This window comes from Calothrix sp. CCY 0018, from assembly GCF_963920925.1.
Taxonomy (GTDB): Bacteria; Cyanobacteriota; Cyanobacteriia; order Cyanobacteriales; family Nostocaceae; genus Rivularia.
Window position 1 is genome coordinate 19,566 of record NZ_CAWUDI010000067.1, and the last position, 22,006, is coordinate 41,571.

Annotated in this window: 18 protein-coding genes; 5 read left to right on the forward strand and 13 right to left on the reverse strand. The window is 38.7% G+C overall.

Annotated elements, in window-relative coordinates; all coding sequences use genetic code 11:
- Window positions 1–70: 70 nt before the first annotated feature.
- The 5 genes from ACM03V_RS31605 to psaK form a co-directional block, all read right to left on the reverse strand.
- Window positions 71–676: a Uma2 family endonuclease gene (locus ACM03V_RS31605; RefSeq protein WP_414624770.1), complete on the reverse strand. Its 606-nt coding sequence runs from the start codon at window positions 674–676 to the stop codon at window positions 71–73.
- 34 nt (window positions 677–710) lie between these two features.
- A complete protein-coding gene (gene cbiD, locus ACM03V_RS31610; RefSeq protein WP_414624771.1) occupies window positions 711–1,799 on the reverse strand; it encodes a cobalt-precorrin-5B (C(1))-methyltransferase CbiD in 1,089 nt (362 codons plus the stop codon).
- Window positions 1,800–1,871: 72 nt separating this feature from the next.
- Window positions 1,872–2,261: a DUF1636 domain-containing protein gene (locus ACM03V_RS31615; protein ID WP_414624772.1), complete on the reverse strand. Its 390-nt coding sequence runs from the start codon at window positions 2,259–2,261 to the stop codon at window positions 1,872–1,874.
- A gap of 478 nt (window positions 2,262–2,739) precedes the next feature.
- The gene (locus ACM03V_RS31620) at window positions 2,740–3,951 is read right to left on the reverse strand and encodes a site-2 protease family protein (RefSeq protein ID WP_414624773.1); all 1,212 of its coding nucleotides are present in this window, start codon (window positions 3,949–3,951) and stop codon (window positions 2,740–2,742) included.
- A gap of 335 nt (window positions 3,952–4,286) precedes the next feature.
- A complete protein-coding gene (psaK, locus tag ACM03V_RS31625; RefSeq protein ID WP_414624774.1) occupies window positions 4,287–4,547 on the reverse strand; it encodes a photosystem I reaction center subunit PsaK in 261 nt (86 codons plus the stop codon).
- A 154-nt stretch (window positions 4,548–4,701) separates the two neighbouring features.
- On the opposite strand from psaK, the gene ACM03V_RS31630 reads away from it, so the two are divergent.
- Complete coding sequence (locus ACM03V_RS31630) at window positions 4,702–5,328, forward strand: phosphoribosylanthranilate isomerase (RefSeq protein WP_414624775.1); 627 nt, start codon at window positions 4,702–4,704, stop codon at window positions 5,326–5,328.
- Between the two features lie 105 nt (window positions 5,329–5,433).
- On the opposite strand, the gene folE is transcribed toward ACM03V_RS31630, so the two are convergent.
- The 5 genes from folE to ACM03V_RS31655 all read right to left on the reverse strand — a co-directional run bounded on the left by folE (window position 5,434) and on the right by ACM03V_RS31655 (window position 10,629).
- Window positions 5,434–6,141: a GTP cyclohydrolase I FolE gene (folE, locus tag ACM03V_RS31635; RefSeq protein ID WP_414624776.1), complete on the reverse strand. Its 708-nt coding sequence runs from the start codon at window positions 6,139–6,141 to the stop codon at window positions 5,434–5,436.
- A 281-nt stretch (window positions 6,142–6,422) separates the two neighbouring features.
- Window positions 6,423–7,142: an SDR family oxidoreductase gene (locus ACM03V_RS31640; protein ID WP_414624777.1), complete on the reverse strand. Its 720-nt coding sequence runs from the start codon at window positions 7,140–7,142 to the stop codon at window positions 6,423–6,425.
- A 399-nt stretch (window positions 7,143–7,541) separates the two neighbouring features.
- On the reverse strand, window positions 7,542–8,525 hold the full coding sequence (locus tag ACM03V_RS31645) for an acetyl-CoA carboxylase carboxyltransferase subunit alpha (protein WP_414624778.1): 984 nt from the start codon (window positions 8,523–8,525) through the stop codon (window positions 7,542–7,544).
- A 193-nt stretch (window positions 8,526–8,718) separates the two neighbouring features.
- Window positions 8,719–9,738, reverse strand: a complete 1,020-nt coding sequence (locus ACM03V_RS31650) for a long-chain acyl-[acyl-carrier-protein] reductase (protein WP_414624779.1) — start codon at window positions 9,736–9,738, stop codon at window positions 8,719–8,721.
- A gap of 195 nt (window positions 9,739–9,933) precedes the next feature.
- On the reverse strand, window positions 9,934–10,629 hold the full coding sequence (locus ACM03V_RS31655; protein WP_414624780.1) for an aldehyde oxygenase (deformylating): 696 nt from the start codon (window positions 10,627–10,629) through the stop codon (window positions 9,934–9,936).
- Between the two features lie 331 nt (window positions 10,630–10,960).
- On the opposite strand from ACM03V_RS31655, the gene ACM03V_RS31660 reads away from it, so the two are divergent.
- Window positions 10,961–11,788, forward strand: a complete 828-nt coding sequence (locus ACM03V_RS31660; RefSeq protein WP_414624781.1) for a carbohydrate ABC transporter permease — start codon at window positions 10,961–10,963, stop codon at window positions 11,786–11,788.
- Window positions 11,789–12,056: 268 nt separating this feature from the next.
- Window positions 12,057–12,701: a pentapeptide repeat-containing protein gene (locus ACM03V_RS31665; RefSeq protein WP_414624782.1), complete on the forward strand. Its 645-nt coding sequence runs from the start codon at window positions 12,057–12,059 to the stop codon at window positions 12,699–12,701.
- Between the two features lie 7 nt (window positions 12,702–12,708).
- Here the strand turns inward: ACM03V_RS31665 and ACM03V_RS31670 are convergent, their stop codons facing one another.
- Together ACM03V_RS31670 and ACM03V_RS31675 are read right to left on the reverse strand one after the other, a co-directional pair.
- Complete coding sequence (locus ACM03V_RS31670; RefSeq protein ID WP_414624783.1) at window positions 12,709–13,740, reverse strand: hypothetical protein; 1,032 nt, start codon at window positions 13,738–13,740, stop codon at window positions 12,709–12,711.
- Between the two features lie 306 nt (window positions 13,741–14,046).
- The gene (locus ACM03V_RS31675; RefSeq protein WP_414624784.1) at window positions 14,047–16,635 is read right to left on the reverse strand and encodes a GAF domain-containing protein; all 2,589 of its coding nucleotides are present in this window, start codon (window positions 16,633–16,635) and stop codon (window positions 14,047–14,049) included.
- 1,164 nt (window positions 16,636–17,799) lie between these two features.
- Between ACM03V_RS31675 and ACM03V_RS31680 the strand changes: the two genes are divergently transcribed.
- Both ACM03V_RS31680 and ACM03V_RS31685 read left to right on the forward strand, forming a co-directional pair.
- The gene (locus ACM03V_RS31680; protein ID WP_414624785.1) at window positions 17,800–19,170 is read left to right on the forward strand and encodes an APC family permease; all 1,371 of its coding nucleotides are present in this window, start codon (window positions 17,800–17,802) and stop codon (window positions 19,168–19,170) included.
- A gap of 57 nt (window positions 19,171–19,227) precedes the next feature.
- Window positions 19,228–20,409, forward strand: a complete 1,182-nt coding sequence (locus ACM03V_RS31685) for a hypothetical protein (RefSeq protein ID WP_414624786.1) — start codon at window positions 19,228–19,230, stop codon at window positions 20,407–20,409.
- A 213-nt stretch (window positions 20,410–20,622) separates the two neighbouring features.
- Here the strand turns inward: ACM03V_RS31685 and ACM03V_RS31690 are convergent, their stop codons facing one another.
- Entirely contained in the window at window positions 20,623–21,717 is a 1,095-nt protein-coding gene (locus ACM03V_RS31690) for a serine hydrolase domain-containing protein (protein WP_414624787.1), read from the reverse strand.
- Window positions 21,718–22,006 lie beyond the last annotated feature (289 nt).

Genomic DNA, 22,006 nt, shown 5'->3' on the forward strand with positions numbered 1-22,006 from the left:
CCAGTCTGAGGGCGTTTTAATCTTTATATATTTTATTATTATATTTCTCTTACTTAACAAACCTTCATATCTACCAAATACTACTCAAATCCAACACAAAACCAGATAAAACATCTTCCCCACTTAATGTTGAAGGATTATCTAATTCCTCAACCGCAATATCTGGACAATAAATATAAACTTTCCGTTCTTTTCTATCAATTAACCATCCTAGTTTCGCACCATTATTAATGTATTCAAGCATCTTGTCTTGTAAAACTTTCAAACTATCGCTTTCCGAACGCAATTCAACCACAAATTCCGGACAAATCGGAGCGAACTTTTTACGTTTATCTTGAGGTATTGCTTCCCAATCTATTTTTTTAATCCAAGCAGCATCGGGGGAGCGTACAGCACCGGATGGTAACGTAAAACCACCACTCGAACCAAAACCTACACCCGTACCATCTTGCTTAACCCATATACCTAACTGAACTATCAAATCAAAGTTACGCTCTTCTGTTTCCGAACCTGTAGGGGACATAAGTATAATTTCTCCATTAGCTTTTCGTTCGATGCGGAAATCCTTATTTAGCTGACAAAAATCAAATAATTGCTCATCCGTCATGCTAATAACGGGATGAAATTTCAACACCATTGGGATAACTTCTGTTGCGATTGGTAATTGTGCAGTCATCTTAAATCTCACCAATTAACTTCTTGCTTTTATTTTAGAATTGCTTCCGACAAATAACTTCGCCCTTCCTGTCAAATAACACCACCCCAACTTTCATTTCCACATCCGCATATTTTTTCACATAACTTTCCGCTTTCCGACTTATCTTTTCTGCCAAATGACCAAAAACCGCTTCAGCCAAACCCAATTCAATTAACTTTTTATGCGCTTCATCCGCCGTCTTAACCTGCAAAACAGCCCGCACAGTTTCAATATCTCCCCCAACTTCCACCACAGCAGCAGCAATAATTTCTAACTTTGCATCAGCAATGTGACTTGAAGTATTGAAAATTCCACCTGCTAACTTAATTAATTTTCCTTGATATCCCAGCAACAATACTGACTCGGCTTTATACAATCCCGCTTCCACCAGTAAAGCTCCCAACCAATTACCAGTAGGAACTATTGCCGATTCTGGAATAGATAAACGCTCTGCTACAGAGTACCCATTAGCACCAATACAAAATACTAAATTAGGATTACTTTTAACCTTCTCCCGCAAAACACCGCGAAATTCTTCCAAATGCTCCGCAGCGGAAAGAGGTTGAGAAATACCGCTAGTTCCCAACAAAGCCAAACCTTCTAAAATCCCAAAGGCTTCATTAGAAGTACGTTTTGCTAATTCCCTACCTTGAGGAAGAATTATTTTTACAGTTGCGGTTTTATCTTGAGGAATTAAAGGTAATAAATTCTTTTCAAATAAACGACGCGCAAAATTGTAAATAGCTGCTTCCCCCGTCGCGGTTTTCCCCAAACCTTCCCCAGCTTCCAGGTTCAATATTTGTTCTTTTATTTCTTCTTCTATTTCTCCTTGTCGCGGCGATAATTTTACCAATGCCCAAATAGGAGTATTTCTAGTTAAATCCAAATTATCACCAGGATTACTCAGGGCGATCGCCAAAGCAGTATTACTATCTAAAACAGCAACCTGCTCTATCGGAATTTCTGCACTTTCATCAAGTAAATCCAAAGAAACCGACGATAATTTTTCTGCAATATTATCTAAATTAATCAAAGCAGCCTTCGCAGCAGCCACCGCGAAGACGGGTAAAGTGTAACCGGGAAGGGGAGGATGGGGAGACAAGGGGATGGGGAGATGAGGGGGAAGAGGTGGGTAGAAATAGTTTACAAATGTTAACTGCTAACTGCTAACTGCTCACTGGCTCGGAATTCTTGCTAAAACGCCTTTTTTCAATGCTTGCGGACGTTCAGACCAAGGCATTTGACCGTCTGGTTTTTGATAATATAGACTTGCACATTCTAAGACTGCGGTTGATGTTTCCGAAAGTGCTTCTGAATCGCGATCTAAATCGCCAAATAAATATGTCATTTTACCCGGTGCAGTAAAAGCTACGGCGCAAGAACGATTGCAAGCGCTCATGCATTCTACAGATTTGACTGTAAATTCTTCTGATAGCGTCCAATCTTGGTGTTTTTCTTCGAGTTCTTTTAATAGTTTTTCACCACCGCTGGTACCTATACGCTTTCCGTCTTGCCAAGTACTCGCACAGCTAGAGCAAACTAAAATTGTATGCTGATTGTTCATTTTTATTATGTTTATAAAGTTAAATAAAAGCGTTTCTCTGCCGTAGCATCATAGATTACCATGATTTGTGTCAGCTAGATGATTTTATAATTTTAGATATTCGATTGAAAATTTTTATTAATTATTTGTTGAAATAAGGGAACAGGGAACAGGGAAGTTAAGAAACCCGATATCTCAAAGATACCGGGTTTCTAAGTTTTACGATTATTGGCAATACTGCTAAAACACAAAATTGGTGCGTGACTAGGGTGTTGACTTTGGAGGGATTTCTATGCTTAAAGTTCATACAACTTTTATGTCGGTAACAACCATAATCTTTCTCTCTCACCCCGCCCTAACGGGCACCCCTCTCCAGGAGAAGGGCAGAGGGGAAGGGGGAGAGGGCAATATATAAGGGGCAAACACGTTTTTTGCATGATTTTTTATCCCTTAAAAAAACACAAAATCAACAGCCAAGTCACACACCTTGCAATTACCTCTAACCTTCAACCTCTAAAGTCGATTTCGCGATCGTTCCTAATTGCAATCCAGGTGGATAGCTGCCTTCTTCTTTAACCCTTTTAATATCAGCATCAGCAATGCGTAAATTTAATTTTTGCCCTAATGAACGTAAAATATCTCCTCTATCAATTAAACCCGCGATTGCTCCTGCTGGTGAAAGTACGGTAAGCCGCTGCAATTTTTCTTTCTCTAATTTGGTAATAACTTCAACTAAACTTGTCGATTCTTTCACGGTGGGAATTTCATGCAAAGGACGTACTATACTTTGCACGGTTTGAGTTTCCCACAAACTTCTTTCTATAACTCGCAAATCATCTACACAAACCATTCCTTGATAACGCCCATCTCTATCGGCAAAGAATACTTGCGAACGATCGCTAGCAAATAAATATTCATCTGCAAAGGAACGTAAACTTTTATCTGCATCAACGACACGAAATTCTCTAGTCATCGCATCGCTAGCAACCATTTTTAACAAGGTTTCCTGTAGCTGAGTGACGCGCAGATAAGTAGTAGCGTTGCGGATGGCAAACCAACCCAACAAAGCAATCCACAAACCCGTTATTAACTCACCCGTTATGTAATCTACTACCAAACCCAAAGCGATCGCAGCATAACCTAAAATTTGTCCGGCTCTTGCTGCTAAACGTACTGCCTTATAACGGTTTCCTGTCGCTTTCCAAAGTCCAGCTTTTAAAACTTGTCCGCCATCAAGAGGTAAGCCGGGAATCAAATTAAATAAGGCTAAAACTAAATTAATTCTTGCTAAATCCCCTAACATCATATGTAGGGCAATTGTATCCGGTATAGCCGCAGATGCTAAACGTAGTAAAACAAACAATCCAATACTTACCAACGGACCGGCGATCGCCACTTGAAATGCTTGTCCGGGTGTCTTCGATTCTTCTTCTATAGCAGCGATTCCGCCAAACAAAAATAAAGTAATTGAATTAACTTTAATTCCTTGTTTTTGTGCTACCAAACTATGACCCAATTCATGTAAAATCACCGAACCAAACAGCAGCAGTGCCATTACGATCCCAGCACTCCAAGCTTGAACGGTTCCCAACTCCTGATAAGATGCTCCAAAATTCAGCGTAGCTAAACCCAGAATTAAAAACCATAAAGGGTCTAAATATAGTGGAATTCCGAATAAAGAGCCTATTCGCCAATTTGAACTAGTTTGCATAAAATTTTTCCTAAGCAGATTTTCTTAAATTCAGTTCAAAATGCAATAAAATTTAATCTTTTGTTTAAAACATAAACAATCAAATAATGCTTTCTGAACCGCTCTATCTTTTAGGATAAACAATTAATGCAATACAATATTGGATTTCTTATTCGGTAAACTTCACTTTCATGGTTCGGTTTCAAGAGTAGGGAATAGGGAATTGGGCATGGGGCATGGAATGTAGAGACGTAGCACTGCTACGTCTGTTAGGAGTTAGGAGTTAGGAGTTGGAAATTTTTTTCTACCCCATCTCCCCATCCCCCGCTCCCCATCTCCCCATCCCCCGCACGCTTCTACAAACGACCGATATTAGTCAATCCCAATACAATACCTATACCGAGGACGTGACCAAAACACATAGCACCAACAAATGCTGGTGCGCTTAGAGGCAGTGGCCCTGGGAATTTAGGCCCTACTTGGGGATAGCGAATAATCTTGGGAGCTAATAAAACCATTACTAAACAGCAAACGCTAATAATGATTCCTACAGTAGGATTCCAAAAAGGTGTAGGGGGGACTGTTTGTTGAACAGCAAGTAATATTGATGAAATCAAAATTTTTTTCTCCTGAATGAAGAGACAAATAGTCTGAACCATCAAAATTATAAAAATTGCTGAGTAAATAACTTAAATATGTCTTAATAATTTACAATTTTTTGAAGTTTCGCTACAAATATTTATAATATTCATCATTATTATTCATAATTCTATGCGAGTAAAAATCTGCGGAATCACTCAACCTATTCAGGGTAAAACCATTGTTTCTCTTGGTGCGACAGCATTAGGATTTATTTGCGTGCCTTCATCACCAAGGTACGTGACTTCAGAGCAAATTAAAGCGGTAATCGAACAGTTGCCGCAAGAAACCGATAAAATTGGCGTTTTTGCCAACTCCAGTAAAGAAGAAATTGCTCAAACCGTTGCAGAAACTGGATTAACAGGCGTACAACTCCACGGAGACGAATCGCTTGAATTTTGTCAACAGTTGCGTCAATTTTTACCAAATGTAGAAATTATCAAAGCCTTACGAATCAAGGATGCTGATGATTTTGATAAAGCAAAAACCTATACAAAATATGTAGATACCTTATTACTTGATGCTTATCATCCCCAACAATTGGGAGGTACGGGTAAAACATTAAATTGGGATACTTTGCAGCAATTCAGTCCCGATTGCCCTTGGTTTTTAGCCGGAGGATTAACCCCTCAAAACATTTTAGAAGCCCTAAACAAAGTCAACCCCAACGGCATTGATTTATCAAGCGGAGTTGAAACAGCCCCTGGGGATAAGGATTTGAGTAAGGTAGGTGAGTTGTTTGAGAAACTGAGTAAGTAAGGGATGGGGAGATAGGGAGATAGGGAGATAAGGGGATGGGGAGACAAGGAGAAGAATAAACAACTCCTAACTCCTAACTCTTAACTACTCCCCACTCCCTACTCTTTAAAAGAAGGCTGGTTGGTGACGAATTAAACTAAAAAATTCTTCGCGGGTTTTCTGTTCTTGCTCGAATACTCCTATCATGGCGCTAGTTACAGTCCAAGAACCGGGTTTTTGTACTCCCCGCATTGTCATGCACGTATGTGTAGCTTCCATGACAACGGCAACGCCTTGTGGATCGAGAATTTCCTGAATAGCTTCGGCAATTTGACGGTTTAATCTTTCTTGTACTTGCAAGCGACGAGAGTACATTTCGACAATTCGAGCTAGTTTGCTTAATCCTACAACTTTCTGATTGGGAATATAAGCAACGTGGGCTTTACCCATGAATGGCAACATATGATGTTCGCACAAACTAAAAAAGTTGATATCGCGGACTAATACCATCTCGTTATGACCTTCGTCAAATATGGCACCGTTAACTAAATCTTCCAATGATTGGCTGTAGCCGCTAGTCAGAAACCGCATTGATTCTGCTACCCGCTTGGGTGTTTTGAGCAATCCTTCTCTTTCAGGATCTTCTCCAACACCTAAAAGCATTGTTTTTACAGCATCCTTCATTTCCTCCATCTGTTCCTCTGAGGGAGGATAAAAACTGGGCTGGAAACCATCTTTAGTATTTCTGTCTGGTCTGGGATTTACGGCATCTTCTAAGTTAGGAATCAGAGGAGATTGAGAACGCTCGGAACCGTTAGAACTAGCAATAGTCATGATTTCAGTCTGAATGATAATTCAACAAATGAGTGATTTTTGAATGTAGTTAACAGTTAGCAATTACCAGTTACCCAACAATTTGTAATATGTGTATCTACATTGTGTTTAGCTATGTAATTGGTTTTTATCTCGAATCTAGAAGAAGATTTATTGAGTCATAATAGCGGTTCATCTCGATAAGCTATCGAATGAATACAAGATTGTAATTACAAGTTATGAGTGCAAGTAATTATTGAACGATCTATCGTCTCGTTAACAGCTGATAACTGATAACTAATTCACAAAAGTCCCGCGCTGGGCATCAAAGTTAATTCATCTACAACTGCTTGTTTTGGCAACAATGCGGTGTAAAGAATCGACTGGGCTACAATTTCTGGTGTAAGCATATTTGAACGGTCAAAGTCCGCATTTACGGTTTCTGTATCCCAAAGTTCTGTATTTACCGCACCGGGACAAAAAGCAGTTACGCGAATTCCGTTGGCGCGTTCTTCTTGAGCAAGGGCTTGAGAAAGAGCAATTAAGCCTGCTTTGCTAACGCTGTAAGCACCCCAGTTCGCGAATGCCTGTTTACCCGCAATGGAAGCTACGTTAATAATTGTGCCTCTATTTTGTCCGCGCATTGAGGGTAAAATCCCCTTAATACATTCAAATACGCTCGTAAGGTTCAAATCTATTACTTGCTGCCAGTCAAGCAAAGGTGTTTCGCTCAATGTGCCGGTATAACCCATACCAGCGTTGTTAACAAGAATATCTATGTTACCATCGAGGACTATCTGACGGATGTTTTCTTTTACCTCAGATACCTTTGCCAAATCTAAGACATAAGTTTTAGCCTTAACTCCAGTTTTCGTAACAGCATTTTCTACTGCTGCTAATTTTTCGGCAGAACGGCCTACTAGCGCCACATCTATTCCTGAAGATGCGAATGCTAAAGCTGTTTCTCTGCCGATACCGCTACTTGCACCTGTAATTAAAGCGCGTTTTTTAAGTTCGGTCATACGGTTTTATCAAACAAAATAGATGGCTTAAACTTCTCCAGCCTAAAACATCTTGAGAATAGAAAACAAATTAAAAAATGCAAGAAAAATTTGCACAATAGTTTACTTTCAAAATTGAGTTTTTGCTAATTTTTACTCAATACTCTCTCAGCAATTTTTTTCTAAACAGCAAAGTGGATTTAGTACCTCGATTCAAGCACTAAATGCAAAAAATTTATTAACTAGCCACAAATTAACTACAAAAGGTTTAAATGCATTTTTAAAAATTAGTTATTAGTTAAGATTTACAGCTACCTATGGCAAAAATAATAATTTCTATAAACAAATATTAAGAACTATTAAGTGCCATAGGTAATTATAACATTACCGAGCGACTATAACATTTTGGAACGAAAGCTATTAGTGGGCAGCTTCGGTAAAAACTCCCATTTTACGGAATCTTTGATAGCGCAGTTCTTTTCTTTCTTGGGCTGTCAAATTGTTCAGTACTTGCAAATTTTCTAATAGCGCAACTTTTAGGCTGTTCGCGGCTTGTAGGGGGTCGGAATGAGCGCCACCAACTGGTTCTGTCAATATTTGGTCGATAATACCTAACTTCTTCAAATCGTGAGAAATAATTTTTAAAGCCGATGTTGCTTGGGGAGCTTTAGCTGCATCTTTCCATAAAATCGCCGCACAGGCTTCGGGAGTTGCAACGGTGTATACGGAGTGTTCAAACATCATGACGCGATCGCCAATTCCGATTCCAAGTGCGCCGCCCGAACCTCCTTCACCAATTACGGTGCAGATGATAGGAACATCATAGGAAAACATTTCCCTTAAGTTGTAAGCGATCGCTTCACCTTGCCCTTGTTGTTCGGCTATTACAGTTGGTAAAGCGCCGGGAGTATCGATAAAAGTGACGATGGGCATTCCAAACTTGTTAGCGTGTTCCATCAGTCGCAAAGCTTTGCGATATCCACCAGGGGAAGCCATACCAAAGTTACGGGCAATATTATCTTTGGTGTCCCGTCCTTTTTGATGACCTAAAATGACTACGGGTTGATTTCCCAAACGGGCTACTCCACCAACTAAAGCCGGATCGTCCGAACCACATCGATCTCCATGTAGTTCAATCCATTCATCTGTAATTGCTTGAATGTAGTCTAAAGTGCTGGGGCGGCGTGGATGACGGGCAACTTGCAGCCGCTGAGTAGGGGATAAACTGCTGAAAATTTCTTCACGTAATTGCATGGCGCGCGCTTCTAATTGATGTATCTGGTTAGTGACATCAACGCCATTTTCTTCTGCTAATTTACGGATCTGCTCAATTCGATTTGCCAGTTCTGCTAGGGGCTTTTCAAAGTCCAAAAGTAGCGGTTTACGCACTTGTTGTGTAGCCATTGTTTGAATAATGATTGTGAGTTACTAGTTACGAGTGTTATGAGTCATGAGTTGAGAAACCGCCGGTGACAATTCCCTACCCCCTGAACTCATAACAATTAATCGTTAACCGTTAACTACTAAAGAACTGTTTTTTCAAAAATATCCCAAATTCAGGATGTTTTTTGTAAGCCCCTTTGTTAACTGTTAACTGTCACACTAGCAGCGGTCGAAATCCGTGCTTAACGGACACTTGACCAATCTGCTCCATTTTTTCTACGGTAATCTGATTGCGTCCCCAAGAAAAGTTAGTGTGCAACTTTTCAAATTCAAGCAGCATTGATTCAGCAAAACAAGCAAAAAGCTGACGTGCTGGAACATCCATGCGAACAATGTCCATGATTTTCCAGTCAATGTCGAGAGAATGCTCTACAATGCCACCGTTGAGTACGCATACCTCTGGGTGCTGAACGAGCGTTCCTAAATTTTTCGGATAGCCACCGTCAATTAGCAAGCAAGGTTTCTTTAAGGTATTGGGGTCAATTTCCACACCTTTAGGCATACTCGCAACCCAAACAATAATATCTGCTTGGGGCAAGGCTTCCTCTAAACCCATAATTTTTCCACGCCCGAGGTCAGATTGCAAGGATGTAAGGCGTTCTTCGTTACGCGCTATAAGCAACAATTCCTTAACATCCGTCTTTGCATCTAGCCAACGACAGACGGCGCTGCCAATGTCTCCTGTGGCTCCGCATACTGCCACTGTTGATTTTTCAAGCTCTATACCAAGTTTTTTCGAGGCTTGCTCTACTTGCTGACAAATAATGTAAGCAGTATGAGTATTTCCTGTAGTAAAGCGTTCAAACTCCAACTTGATATTGCGGATTTGAGGAATTTGTTCTAACTTAAAAGTCTCGAAAATAATCGACGAAAAGCCACCCAAAGCAGTAATATTTATACCATGCTTTTGGGCGTGAGCCATTGCGTTGAGTATTTTACGAGTAGCAGCCTTCATGCGGCGAGTTGCCAGCATTTCTGGTAAAAAGCAAGATTCTACATACCGACCTTCGATTTTTTGTCCGGTTACACTTGTAACCGTAATATTATCTACTATTTGGGGAGGGGCACTACACCAAAAATCTAGCCCCTGGTCGGCATATTCTGGGTAGCCTAATTCTGAGGCTACTCTTTGCGCGTGTTCTAAACTTGTAAGATGTCCGATTAAACCAAACATGAACTATTAATTTCGGCTTATGCTTTGTGAAAGGGTTAAAGATGTGGAATATAAATAGACACCATAAGAATTGCTCCTCTGCAAAACCGCAAATGGTACCCGATTGTGAGCGGGCGAGGAGCATTCCAATAGCTAATTATTCCTATTGTTAAGCTGCATTACGCAATTAACCTTTATAAGAAAGGCTACTACGATTTAAACGGCTCTAAGTCCGTATGCAGAAAGACGCATGATCTCGCGAGTTGTGAAGCCGATATTACTCAAAGCGTCTCCGTATTGAATCATAAAGTCTTCTACCAAAGCATCTTTAGGCATTGCCATCACTTCAGCGTCTTTTTCTACTTCATTGAGCATTTTCCAGACGATAGGAAGATTTTGAGCGTTTGCTTCTTCTAATTCAGCTTTGGATTCTTCAAAATGTTCTTTTAGCCAAACTTCTCCGAAGTTGAGGTGAGTATATTCATCTTTGACAACACCTTCAGTAATCTTGCGAGAGAAATCATCCGCCACTGGGATAAAAATATGGTAAGCGGCGATCGCAAAACATTCGATAATCAAAGACTGAATCAACAAGCAGGTAACAACCTTATCTTGTGCGGCTGCATCTTGGAAATTTTGATGCAATTGAGAGAAAAACTTGGCAGCAAATTCCATATCCGCCGTCACTTCAAGATTTTTAGCGCAAGCTTGAAAACCTTTCTTATGACGCATCTCCATTTTAGAAAGACGAACTAAATCATCTTTTTTATCTGGTAGCAATTGCCCCAGAGATAAATAATTGTCGTATGCTTCTTGTTCTCCTTCGACCACAATTGCATTAATGCGGCTGAAAGCATCTTTATATGTTTCGCTGCGATAATCAAGTTCTGATGGGGCTATAAGCTCCTGCATCTTGGATTCCCTCCCAATATGAAAGTATTTAATACTCGATGAGTGATGAAAAATGAAATTAGAATGAAGTCGAACTAAATCGATGAAGTCAAAATAAAGCTAAATTTACCACACACATCAAACCTATTACCAGTCTAAAGTCTGGGTGTAAATTACGTATCCTTGTGGAACCAGCATCGAAGAATTTAAGTTTGGTGCTTCATCCCATCACTATCAACAGAATATACGCGGTTTAATTTTACTTAACAACCCACTATGTTATAGATTAGCTGTTGCTGGGGGCGATTGCTCTAGTAACAGGAAAACTAATGCGCTCGATCAAGCTTTATTTATGTTCAAACCAAGCCGGACGCGAAAATACGGTAATTTTTTAACCCTCGGAGTGCTATTATTACTGGCGGTTATTATCCTATTACCCTTAATTGTAGTCTTTTCAACATCATTAGCGCCTCCTGGGACAGTTCAAAGCGTGTTACCGAGAAATGGCCTCACTTTATCTAATTACCGCGATGCATGGGAACGGGGTAAATTTTTATTCGCGTTTGTTAACTCTACCTTGGTAGCTATTTCTGTTACCTCTTTTCAAATTATAACTTCGGCATTGGCAGGTTATGCATTAGCAAGGCTGAAGTTTAAGGGACGCGAATTATTACTTTTGATTGTATTAGCGACGTTAGTAATCCCCTTTCAGTTGCTGGTAATTCCCGTATTTTTAGTACTTAAGTGGGGAAATTTAATCAATACCTATTGGGCGCTGATTTTACCTACTGCTGCTAATGGGTTCGGTATTTTCTTGCTGCGGCAGTATTTTCAAAGTATTCCCGTTGAGTTAGAAGAAGCAGCAGCCATAGATGGAGCAAACAGGCTGCAAATATTATGGCAAGTAATGTTACCCTTAGCCCGTCCGGCATTAGTCACGTTATTTTTATTTACCTTTATTGGCGAATGGAACGATTTATTTAAACCCTTAGTATTTACAACCCGCCCCGAATTAAGAACGGTACAGCTTGCTTTAGCAGAGTTTCAAGAGCAATTTACCAACAATTGGCCTTTATTAATGGCAGCAGTAACAATAGCCTCCGTACCCGTAATATTACTATTCCTAATCGGTCAACGGCAGTTTATTCGCGGTATCGCCACAACCGGAATTAAGAATTAGGGAATTAGGGCATTGGGAATTGGTAATTGCTTTGTACCCCCTCTCCTTGTCCCCTTGTCTCCCCATCTCCCCCTCTCCCATCCCTTCTAAAGCTATGCCACTACATGAAGTGTCACATATGCGTAATAACTCGGTGTGAGGACAAATGCACTTAAAAGTAATGATTTTTGGACAATGAAATAAAGTGTCATCGGTTCCGAGCGCAAAGCAAAGGCTTTTGGCTTAAGCTTTAATTTGAAATATTTGAAATAAGAGCATCTATTGCAACATGAATTCATTGGATGATAAGAAACTACCTACTGTATTAATGGCATCAAGTTCAAGCGAACTACTTCAACGTTATGCATTAGGAGAAAGAGATTTTCCTGGCAGCAGACTCAATGATGTTAATCTGACTCGCGCCGATCTTAGCGGTGCGGATTTGAGTCGAATTCATCTGCAATATGCTTACTTAGCAGGTGCCAAACTTAAAGGTACCAATCTCAGCCAAGCCTTGCTTAACGGCGTTCAATTAGTAGGTGCCGATTTACGAGATGCCAACTTGAGCATTTCAAATTTGAGTGAAGCTGAATTATCGGGTGCTGATTTTCGCGATGCAGTGATGAAAACAGCCGATTTACGCGGTGCTGACATTAGTAATGCCAATCTTGCCTGTGTTAATTTATGCGGTGCTGACTTACGCTACGCTAATCTAGTTAATTCTAATTTCAGCTATACAAATTTCACAAATGCATTTTTAGCAGCAGCAAACTTGAGTAACGCTTATTTGGTTGGTGCCAATTTAAGCCATGCCGATCTTAATGGTGCAAATGTAGAGAATGCTTTACTTGGATACAACAAAGGACTTTCCAAGTCTGTAAAGCTTGACTTACAACTGCGCGGAGCAATATTTATAATTGAGAGCGAACTTTAATCACTGATTACTCGCTTTCTTGGATTTGCAAGCGTACCGTGCGTTCGGTTGTACCGCTTATTTGTAATTCCATGACTTCTCCACCGAGGGGTTCTAAACAATCAAGTAATGACCTTAAATGTGGTGTGGAAGCACCTGTATCTACGTAAAGTCTATCTGATAAGTTGGCGATGCGTTTCCAAGTCATGTATAGCTTGGCTATGGTTTGTTCTATCTGGGATGCTTGATTAACTAAATCGGCGGCTATGTTCATGCATCCGACTCTTTGGGCTTCTTCTAAAGCTGTTTCAATATCGACTTCTTCGTTGGCAAGAGCCTGTACCTGTACTGCTGCTTTCAAATATTTTGCTAGATAGCGGGCTTCGGAAGTAGCATTTTTAAGGGTATCAACGTCTGGATTAGCGGTAATTTCATCTTGAATTACTGCTTGATGGGGTTGTGGTAATTTCTCCATCTCCTTGACTAACGGTGCAAGATAACGAGGAGGAAGAGTATTATCTGCTACTTTCTGCTTGACTGGTTCGGGTACTAAATCTGAGGACATTGCCGTCCACTCTTCTGAGAGTTGTTTTACTTCTCTTCTGGTAATCTTATCGCCATTTTGTGCGGCTTCACTTACCATTATCTGGACTTCTGGTGAGGCTTTGGCGGTTTCTACAAATGCCCGTTTACTAAAGTTGTTGATAGATTTTACTTCAAGCTTGCCGGATTGTAGCAAGGTATCGGCGCTGTTTGCTAACTCAATCAAAGCATAAGCATTACTTTTACTAATTTCCCGTTCCTTGAGCCATTTCAAAAACCCTGTACCGCGTCCATCCCCTCCTTTTTTTTCGCGATCGCGAACTGCGCGTAAAATTCTTCCTCGCCAAATATCAGTTTGTAAATCGAATTTATCGCATACCTGCCAAGCTACATCTAGCTGTTCGAGAAACTCTATTTCAGGAATCGCTTCATCTTCGGGATCTGGTAGCTCGAAGCTTAAATCTGCTGGCTGTTGTAAGGCTTCAACCAGTTCGTTCATATTATCGGTTGACTGCACGGTGATAATGGTTCCTTAACGGAAAATGAAAGGCTTGGTTATTATCACACAATGTGGGTACCGCAGTTGAGCGGTAAATTCTTTTAAATTATTTTTTCGTAGGGTTACAATTAAATTTATTTTGGTTAATTCAGTATATTAACCATCTTTTAGAGTAATTAATGCAACTAATCAAATGACTGTAGATAATGAAAATGTTGGGTTACGGTTAAAATATAAATTAGAAGGCTCTTAACTATATTTTTTTAGTGAACCTAACCCAACCTACAAACTACAAACTAACAACTAACAACTAACCACTAACTTTTATTTTTCCTTATACGTCCAAACCCCATCATCCCAGTCATCATGAGTATGGGGATTATCTAGCCAATAGTGACAGCGCTTGAGATGCGATATCGCGCCTTTGTCATCTGCTTGGATTTCCAAGACTTTGGCGAATTGGTTTTTGGCTGAGGTAAATTGACGGTTGACGTAGTATTCGCGTCCTTTGTGATAATGTTCGATCGCAGTCAGTTTATCGCCGCTGATCTCGTCACCACGCAAACCAATTAATTCGTATATTGATACTGGCTCGTTACGCCCTTTGACGCGAATGAAATCTAATTCTCTTGCCCATACCAAGTGTTTGCAAGGTTCGTGAGTGTTATCGCTGATAATAATGTCGCAGCCGTACTGTTTGCTGACGCTTTCCAAACGAGAGCCAAGGTTCACGCCGTCGCCGATTGCGGTAAATTCCATCCGCTTGCTAGAACCAATGTTTCCACTGATTACAACGTCTGAGTTGATACCGATACCGATTTTAATTTCTGGTTTATTATCTGCATGACGGCGAGTATTAAAGTCTTCCAAACGACGGCGCATTTCTAAGGATGTTTGTACTGCCATCCAAGCATGATTTTGTAACGGTAACGGCGAACCATATACCGCCATGATGGCATCACCAATGTATTTATCTAAGGTGCCTTTATGCTTAAATACCGCTTCAACCATTGACTCAAAATATTCGTTGAGCATACCCACAACTTCTTCGGCTTCCAAGTTTTCCGTTAAAGTTGTGTAGCCGCGAATATCGGAAAATAGAATCGAAACTTCTTTGCGATCGCCTCCTAATTTGGCATCATCTAATTTGAGCAATTCTTCGGCTAATTCCTGAGTCATGTAGCGATACATGGTACTCTTGAGCCGCTTTTCGTCACTGATATCATCCATAACTATCAGCGCACCGCGAACTTGTCGATCGTCGCTAGCGTCGGCAATGGTGTTAATTGATAAGTTGATGCTGTTTTCTAAGGATTGATGGGTAAGAAGGGTACGATCTGGATAATATTGTTCGTGTAATTTATTGTCGGCAGCATTTAAGGCATCTTGACACCATTTATCAAAGTCGTTTTCTTTGATATTAATAATGTCGTTGATTAATTTGCCTTCTAAACGTTCTTCTGCTTCTAATCCCAACAAACGCAAAGCGCTTTCGTTGGCTGCAACAATGTGACCTTTACTGTCAGTAGAAATAACACCATTGGAAAGACTGCGAAGAATATCGCGCTGCATTTGTTCTTGTTGCTTGATGGTGGCAAACAATTGAGCGTTTTGCAGCGCTACACCTGCCTGAATGTTAAAAGCTTCCATAAACTGTTCGTCATTACGATCGAAACTCGCTTGGAAGCATTCGGGGGCTTCGGGCCAATCTTCAGGATTATAAGGAGGACATTGGTTTTTGTTCTTCTTATTTACCAGTTGAGTTACACCAATTAATTCCTTGTCACCGTTGAATACTGGCATACAGAGCAAACTACAGGTACGATAACCGTTTGAACTGTCTATTTGCTTTGCTGTATCGGAGTCGGGATTGTCGTACAAATCGAAGGGGATATTTAAAATTTTGCCAGTTGATGCGACTTGCCCCACAAAACCTTTACCCATAGGCACTCGCAACTCTTTAGTCGAACCATCAGCAATGGTAATTTTTGTCCACAATTCTTGGCGATCGCGATCGATTAACCATAAAGTAGAACGATCGGCGTTCATTAGCTGTTTAGCTTCATCCATCACTCGCTTCAGCGTCTCTTCTAAATCGAGACTGCTTTGTGAAAGCGATTTTATAGCTTTCATCAACGCTTCAGCCGCTCGTTGCTTTTGAGTTGCTATGTAAAAGGAACGCGATGATTCTAAAATTAATCGGATAGAAGGCGCAAATTCTTGAAATAATTGCTCGTCAGCATCAGTAAAACCTTTAATATCAATGCTTTCTGATAAAGGAGTTTCGCTATTGCTAACTGGTTTTAATTTGTTTAATAATTGCACTACCGCCACCAATTTACCTTGTTCGTTGAGCAAAGGTAAAGCCAACATGGTGTAGGTACGGTAATCAGTTCTTTTTTCATGCTGCCGCGCAAAAGAAGAGCGAGTATCGTTGTAAAAATCAAAGGGAATATTAACAACTTTTTTATGAGTCGCAACTTCACCAGCGATACCTTTATTTGCCGGAATGCGAATTTCTAAAGAGCGCTTTCCTTCTCCTTCAGCAACAATTGTATATAGTTCTTGCTTTTCTTCATCTAACAAAAATATTGTTGTTCTATCTGCACCTAATAGCTCCCCAGTTTTTAAAGTGATAGATTGCAACATTTCTTGCAAAATTGCTTCAAACCCTTTAGAATCCAACATTGATAGGGTTTGATTAACAATCTCTAACTTATGCTCTACATCTTTAACAACTTGTTTAAAAGTATCTTTAGTCAAAGGAGCAAGGAAAGTGGAAATAGTTCCTTCCTCTTGATGACTAAGAGCATCTAATCGAGCAGAATTCTGAATAAAGTCGCGCTCACCCTGACTGTTTCCACTAATAATTAAATCGGTGGTTTCACTGCGACTACGTTGGTAGACTGACATAGCTGCCTTCTGATATAAGATTTGTTTTATTAATTGATTCTTTATGGGCGATAAATCTGCCGATCGCTCTCAATTAATTTTGCCTTCGATACGCAATTTGAATCAAATATTTTGCATAAATCGACTCAATTAAAAGAAATAAACAGATGCATTTCGGCCATATTGCCCTTTTCCTTTAACCTTTAACCAAGAAAGAAAAAAATATTTTTACATATCTTGTCTTATCGAATAAGAGAATTATCCACAGTTTAATCTTTCACTAAAGAAAATGTCACCGACAAAGATACGTAGACAATAAAACAATAAAAAACAAATTCGTTTGATGAACGACAAGTACTCGAATATAAATCTAAACGTACTTGCTCGAAATCAAAATATTGTATGACTGCCAATTTCATTTTTAATTAACTATGAAAAACAACACATTAATTTTAACGCTACAAAATCAACGTGAATATACTTATAAACAGCAGATTACATCGCTACTTAATTGTTTTTTTTATTTTTACCCACTAAGCCTTGTAAAAAAATATCATTTCCACTATTTCTGTCATTTACAATTGCTTGCTGCTACAAAATCGGCAACATAGGCTATTGAATAGTAGAATTGTATTTTCTACATGACTATATTGATATTATTCCCAAATTTTTTCCAAAATTAACAGGTGCAAGGTAATACATTGCACTAATGACGGTTAATAAATAACTTTTCTAAAAGAATTTTTCTAAATTTAAGTATTTAATCCCATTCAGCTTCTTATTCTGATTAACTTTTGCAACTCAAATATAGTTCTAATGAACTAATTTTATCCCGAACTTGAAAAGCGACATAAAAGCATCGATCAGATTATCTCAAATAAACGTTAATAATTTATTGTCCTATTCAGCGTTTGCGTTTTATTACTGAGTATCTAATTAGCACTGTAATAATACTAAGTGTTAGCTTAATATAAAAGCTTTCAGCTTTATTTTTAGCAGCTATATGTATAAAATATTGCTATATGTATTAGTGCTAATTCTGATAAAATAACCGTAATTACGATAAATATGAAGTTACTTTGTATAAAAATAGGCATTTTTCAGGATGCTATTCATTAATTGATTGAGTTACAAAATGATTTATCTATAACAATAATAGTTCAGTGATATTACTGAGAAAGATTAATGTCTTTAAGTCAGCAACAAAAACCAAAAGCGATCGGCTTGTTTACTGCAACCTGTATTGTTGTAGCTAATATGATTGGTACGGGAGTATTTACTAGCTTGGGCTTTCAAGTAGTAGATATCAAATCTGGTTTCACTCTACTATTTCTATGGATGGTAGGTGGAGTTTTCGCTTTATGCGGTGCTTTAAGTTATGGCGAATTGGGCGCGGCGATGCCTTATTCGGGTGGTGAATACTATTATTTATCTCGTATATATCATCCAGTAATAGGCTTCTTATCTGGATGGGTATCGGTGACAGTGGGTTTTGCTGCACCAATTGCAGCCGCAGCTATGGCTTTGGGAGCATATTTTAAGAGCGTGTTTCCGCTAATTTCTTCACCAATCATTGCTTTAGCTGTAGTTATCGGTGTTTCTATAATTCATAGTAAAAGTAAAACATTTGGTAGCTACTTTCAACAGATATTTACAATTTTAAAAGTTCTACTAATTGTAGTTTTAATTGTTTGCGGTTTGTTTTTAGCTGAACCTCAACAGTTAGGATTTTTGCCTTTAACAGGAGATGTTAATTTAATTTTTAGTTCTCCTTTTGCGATTTCTTTAGTTTATGTAACCTATTCTTATTCAGGGTGGAATGCAGCCGTTTATTTAGCTAGTGAAATAGAAGAGCCGGAAAAAAATCTACCTCGTTCTTTAATTGGCGGAACTTTGGTTGTAATGGGGTTATATCTACTATTAAACTTTATCTTTTTATACACTACGCCAATCGATCAACTAGCAGGAAAATTAGAGGTTGGATCTATAGCTGCCAATCAAATTTTTGGTGCTTTCGGAGCAAAAATAATGGGTATTTTAATTTCTTTTGGGCTAATTTCTTCAATCAGTTCAATGGTTTTAGCTGGCCCAAGAGTGACTCAAGCAATTGGCGAAGATATCCCATTATTTAAAATGCTGGCGAGAAAAAATAGCCAAGGCATTCCATATCTGGCAATTCTTGTACAGCTATTTATCGTTACTGTTTTAATCTTGACATCTAGTTTTGAAGCAGTACTAACTTATTTGGGATTCACCCTGACATTATCTTCATTTATGACAGTTTTAGGGGTTTTTGTTTCCCGTTTTCGATATCCCGAAGCTCATCGCCCTTATCAAACTTGGGGTTATCCTTTTACACCACTTATTTTCTTGGCAATCAGTTTATGGATGTTGGTGTACCTTTTGATTGATAAACCAGCGGAATCTTTAACAGGAATGGGAACGCTATTAATTGGTTTAATTGTCTATTTTGTCGCGTCAAAAAACAAGTTGGGATGGACTTCGGTTGAGGAAGGAACAGACTATATTTCTGCCTATAAAACCGAACAAAAATAAACCTGGTTAAGATACAAGTTGGTTTTCTGAATAACTTTGAAAGATTTCCCTACAATCATGAAAAACAATAAATTATTTACTGCTATTTTTGGTACAGGTATTGGTGCATTATTATTACTACAAGGCTGTGGTAGCGACAACATTAATAGCAATATTACCAGTAACGCGATTAACAAAGCTGAAACAGCTAAACAATTAGATCCTTTAGCGAAGTTTGACAAAGCAAAATCTGCTAAATTAACTGATACAGCAAAATTGCTCGCGGGGATGGAAGTTGATAGTAAAAGTTCTTTAGCTAAAGTACAGCAAGTTAGTGGTTGGAATTCCCATCAGAATTACTATAAAAATGCCTGGTCAAAATTAGAAAATCAGCAGTTAGCAAAGGTCAGAAAATGGAAAGATAAGGAATTACAAGCCATTAATGCAAAAACTCCAACTGTTTTTTATCCTTTCAGCGGCCCAGATTTTCTCTACTCTTTCTCTTTATTTCCTAAAGCTAAAGAATTAATTTTAGTTGGTTTAGAACCAGTGGGTAGCGTTCCAGATTTTGCTAAACTTTCTGCTAATGAAAGTAATAGAGCATTAGGTAAAGCCAGAAGTTCTTTATCAGAGATTTTGCAATTTAGCTTCTTCCGCACCAACGATATGAGAGTTGATTTGCAAAAGCAAGGAGTTTTACCAATTTTGTACGTATTTATGGCACGTACAAATAACCGCATCCTCGATTTACAATATATTGGCTTAGATAAAAATGCTAAAGTCAAACAATTTGAAAAAGGAATGGTTCCAGGAGTCAAAATTGCTTTTGTTCCTCAAGGAGAATCAGAACCTCGTACTTTGTATTATTTCTCCACAGATTTATCGAATTCAGGTTTGAAAAAGCATCCCGAATTTACACAGTTTGTAAGTCAACTTAATCAACCTGTAACTTATTTAAAAGCTGCTTCTTACTTAATGTATAACAGTAGCTTTTCAGGTATTAGAGATACTATTTTGAATACCAGCAGTCATTTATTGCAAGATGATTCTGGAATGCCTTTAAAATCTTTTGATAATGAGAAATGGGACTTAACATTTTATGGTAACTATACTCGTCCCATTGGTTTATTCAAAAATAGCTATCAATCCGATTTGAGACGAGTTTATACAAGTAATAAAGATATTCAACCCTTAGATTTTGGAATTGGCTATAAATTTGGGGTGAATCAGTCGAATTTGATGTTGGCTAAGACTAAATAATCTTAGTGTAGAGACGTAGCAGTGCTACGTCTCTCTGTATTGTGGTTAGTGTCGATAATTATGGTGCAATATCAACCCTAATTTGTGGAGACGTAGCACTGCTACGTCTCTCTGTATTGTGGTTAGTGTCGATAATTATGGTGCAATATCAACCCTAATTTGTGGAGACGTAGCACTGCTACGTCTCTACATTAGTTATTTGTTTTTAACAAATTAATAATCAATCATCCAGTATTTGAATGCCGGATGTTGTCCACCGATTGCTCCATCAACAATTTTTTCGCAGATTTTTAAACCATTCTGACTGTTAGTTAAAATTACAATTCCCGTTTTTAAATCTCTAGAAGCTACAATAAAACTTTTAAAAGTAACTAAATCTCCCCAATGCCAAAAGAAGTTACCTTTGTTAGTTTTTTCTAATCCCCAACCCAAACCCCAATCGAGAGAATCACTAAGCTTAATTTGCGGAGTTAGCATCTGCTGTAAACTTGCTTCTGTCAAATTATTACTATCAATCGTTCCCGGTTTCATCATGGCAATAGGAAATTGAGCATATTCAGCAGCAGTAGTACGTAAACTACCCGCTGAACTCGCAGCTTTCGGTTGACTCATTGCTCTGGGTTCACCTTGACGATTGTGTCCGTAACTAGCAGTTTCTGCATATTCGGGTTGCCAAATCAAACTACTACTTTTCATTCCCCAAGGCTTTAAAATTTGCTGTTGTAAATATGCTGCTAAAGGTTGCTGGGTAATTTTTTCAACTACACTTTGTAAATATAAAAATCCTTCCCCCGAATAACCAAATTTAGTGCCCGGATTATTATTGAACCACACTGGTTTGCTACCGCTCCAATTAGGAAAACCAGTAGTGTGAGATAAGACTCTTCGAGCAGTTACTTGGTTAATTCTTGAGTCAGATATTAAAGGTTTATCGGTATATTTTGTTAAAGGTGCATCTAAATCAATTTCTCCTCTTTCCGCCATTTTTAACACTGCATAACTAAACAATGGTTTAGTCAAAGATGCAGCAGCAAAGATAGTTTCGTTATTAACCGATGTTTTTCTATATTTATGTTTAATTCCAAAGCTTTTATTCCAAAACAATTCCCCATCCCGAATTACAGCTAAAGAAATTCCGGGAATTCCAGAATTTTGCATTAACTGGGGAATTTGCGTTTCTAAATTACCAGTTACAGTTTCTGCTGCTGAAACAGAATCGGCGAGTAATTTAAGTAAGCTGATAGAAGAAAGACTTATAAAAGTGGTTGTACCTTGTTTTAATAATTTTCTGCGGGATATTTCGGACATTGTAGAGATTTTTTTATGGTGTTATTTAATTAGAATTTAGATAAAGGGGAAAAGTTTCAAGAAAAGGGAATAGGGAACGGGGAAATAAGTACTATTAAATTAAATAAATCAGTTATAGCACTCTTGAATTATTTATAATAATTAAGAAACCTCTCCTTGTTAAGGCTATGGTGTACACACAAATCTTCTAAATTTGCTCCATAAGGTTTTGATCCCCCCCTAGCCCCCCTTAAGAAGGCAGGGCTGTTTCATTCTCCAGAGAAAAATGGTTCAATTACAAATAGGATAA

Bases quoted from the DNA above. Each gene is read 5' to 3' on its own strand.
- ACM03V_RS31605 (WP_414624770.1), bottom strand. From the start codon at position 676: ATGACTGCACAATTACCAATCGCAACAGAAGTTATCCCAATGGTGTTG.
- ACM03V_RS31615 (WP_414624772.1), bottom strand. From the start codon at position 2,261: ATGAACAATCAGCATACAATTTTAGTTTGCTCTAGCTGTGCGAGTACT.
- ACM03V_RS31620 (WP_414624773.1), bottom strand. From the start codon at position 3,951: ATGCAAACTAGTTCAAATTGGCGAATAGGCTCTTTATTCGGAATTCCA.
- ACM03V_RS31630 (WP_414624775.1), top strand. From the start codon at position 4,702: ATGCGAGTAAAAATCTGCGGAATCACTCAACCTATTCAGGGTAAAACC.
- folE (WP_414624776.1), bottom strand. From the start codon at position 6,141: ATGACTATTGCTAGTTCTAACGGTTCCGAGCGTTCTCAATCTCCTCTG.
- ACM03V_RS31640 (WP_414624777.1), bottom strand. From the start codon at position 7,142: ATGACCGAACTTAAAAAACGCGCTTTAATTACAGGTGCAAGTAGCGGT.
- ACM03V_RS31645 (WP_414624778.1), bottom strand. From the start codon at position 8,525: ATGGCTACACAACAAGTGCGTAAACCGCTACTTTTGGACTTTGAAAAG.
- ACM03V_RS31650 (WP_414624779.1), bottom strand. From the start codon at position 9,738: ATGTTTGGTTTAATCGGACATCTTACAAGTTTAGAACACGCGCAAAGA.
- ACM03V_RS31655 (WP_414624780.1), bottom strand. From the start codon at position 10,629: ATGCAGGAGCTTATAGCCCCATCAGAACTTGATTATCGCAGCGAAACA.
- ACM03V_RS31660 (WP_414624781.1), top strand. From the start codon at position 10,961: ATGTTCAAACCAAGCCGGACGCGAAAATACGGTAATTTTTTAACCCTC.
- ACM03V_RS31665 (WP_414624782.1), top strand. From the start codon at position 12,057: ATGAATTCATTGGATGATAAGAAACTACCTACTGTATTAATGGCATCA.
- ACM03V_RS31675 (WP_414624784.1), bottom strand. From the start codon at position 16,635: ATGTCAGTCTACCAACGTAGTCGCAGTGAAACCACCGATTTAATTATT.
- ACM03V_RS31680 (WP_414624785.1), top strand. From the start codon at position 17,800: ATGTCTTTAAGTCAGCAACAAAAACCAAAAGCGATCGGCTTGTTTACT.
- ACM03V_RS31685 (WP_414624786.1), top strand. From the start codon at position 19,228: ATGAAAAACAATAAATTATTTACTGCTATTTTTGGTACAGGTATTGGT.
- ACM03V_RS31690 (WP_414624787.1), bottom strand. From the start codon at position 21,717: ATGTCCGAAATATCCCGCAGAAAATTATTAAAACAAGGTACAACCACT.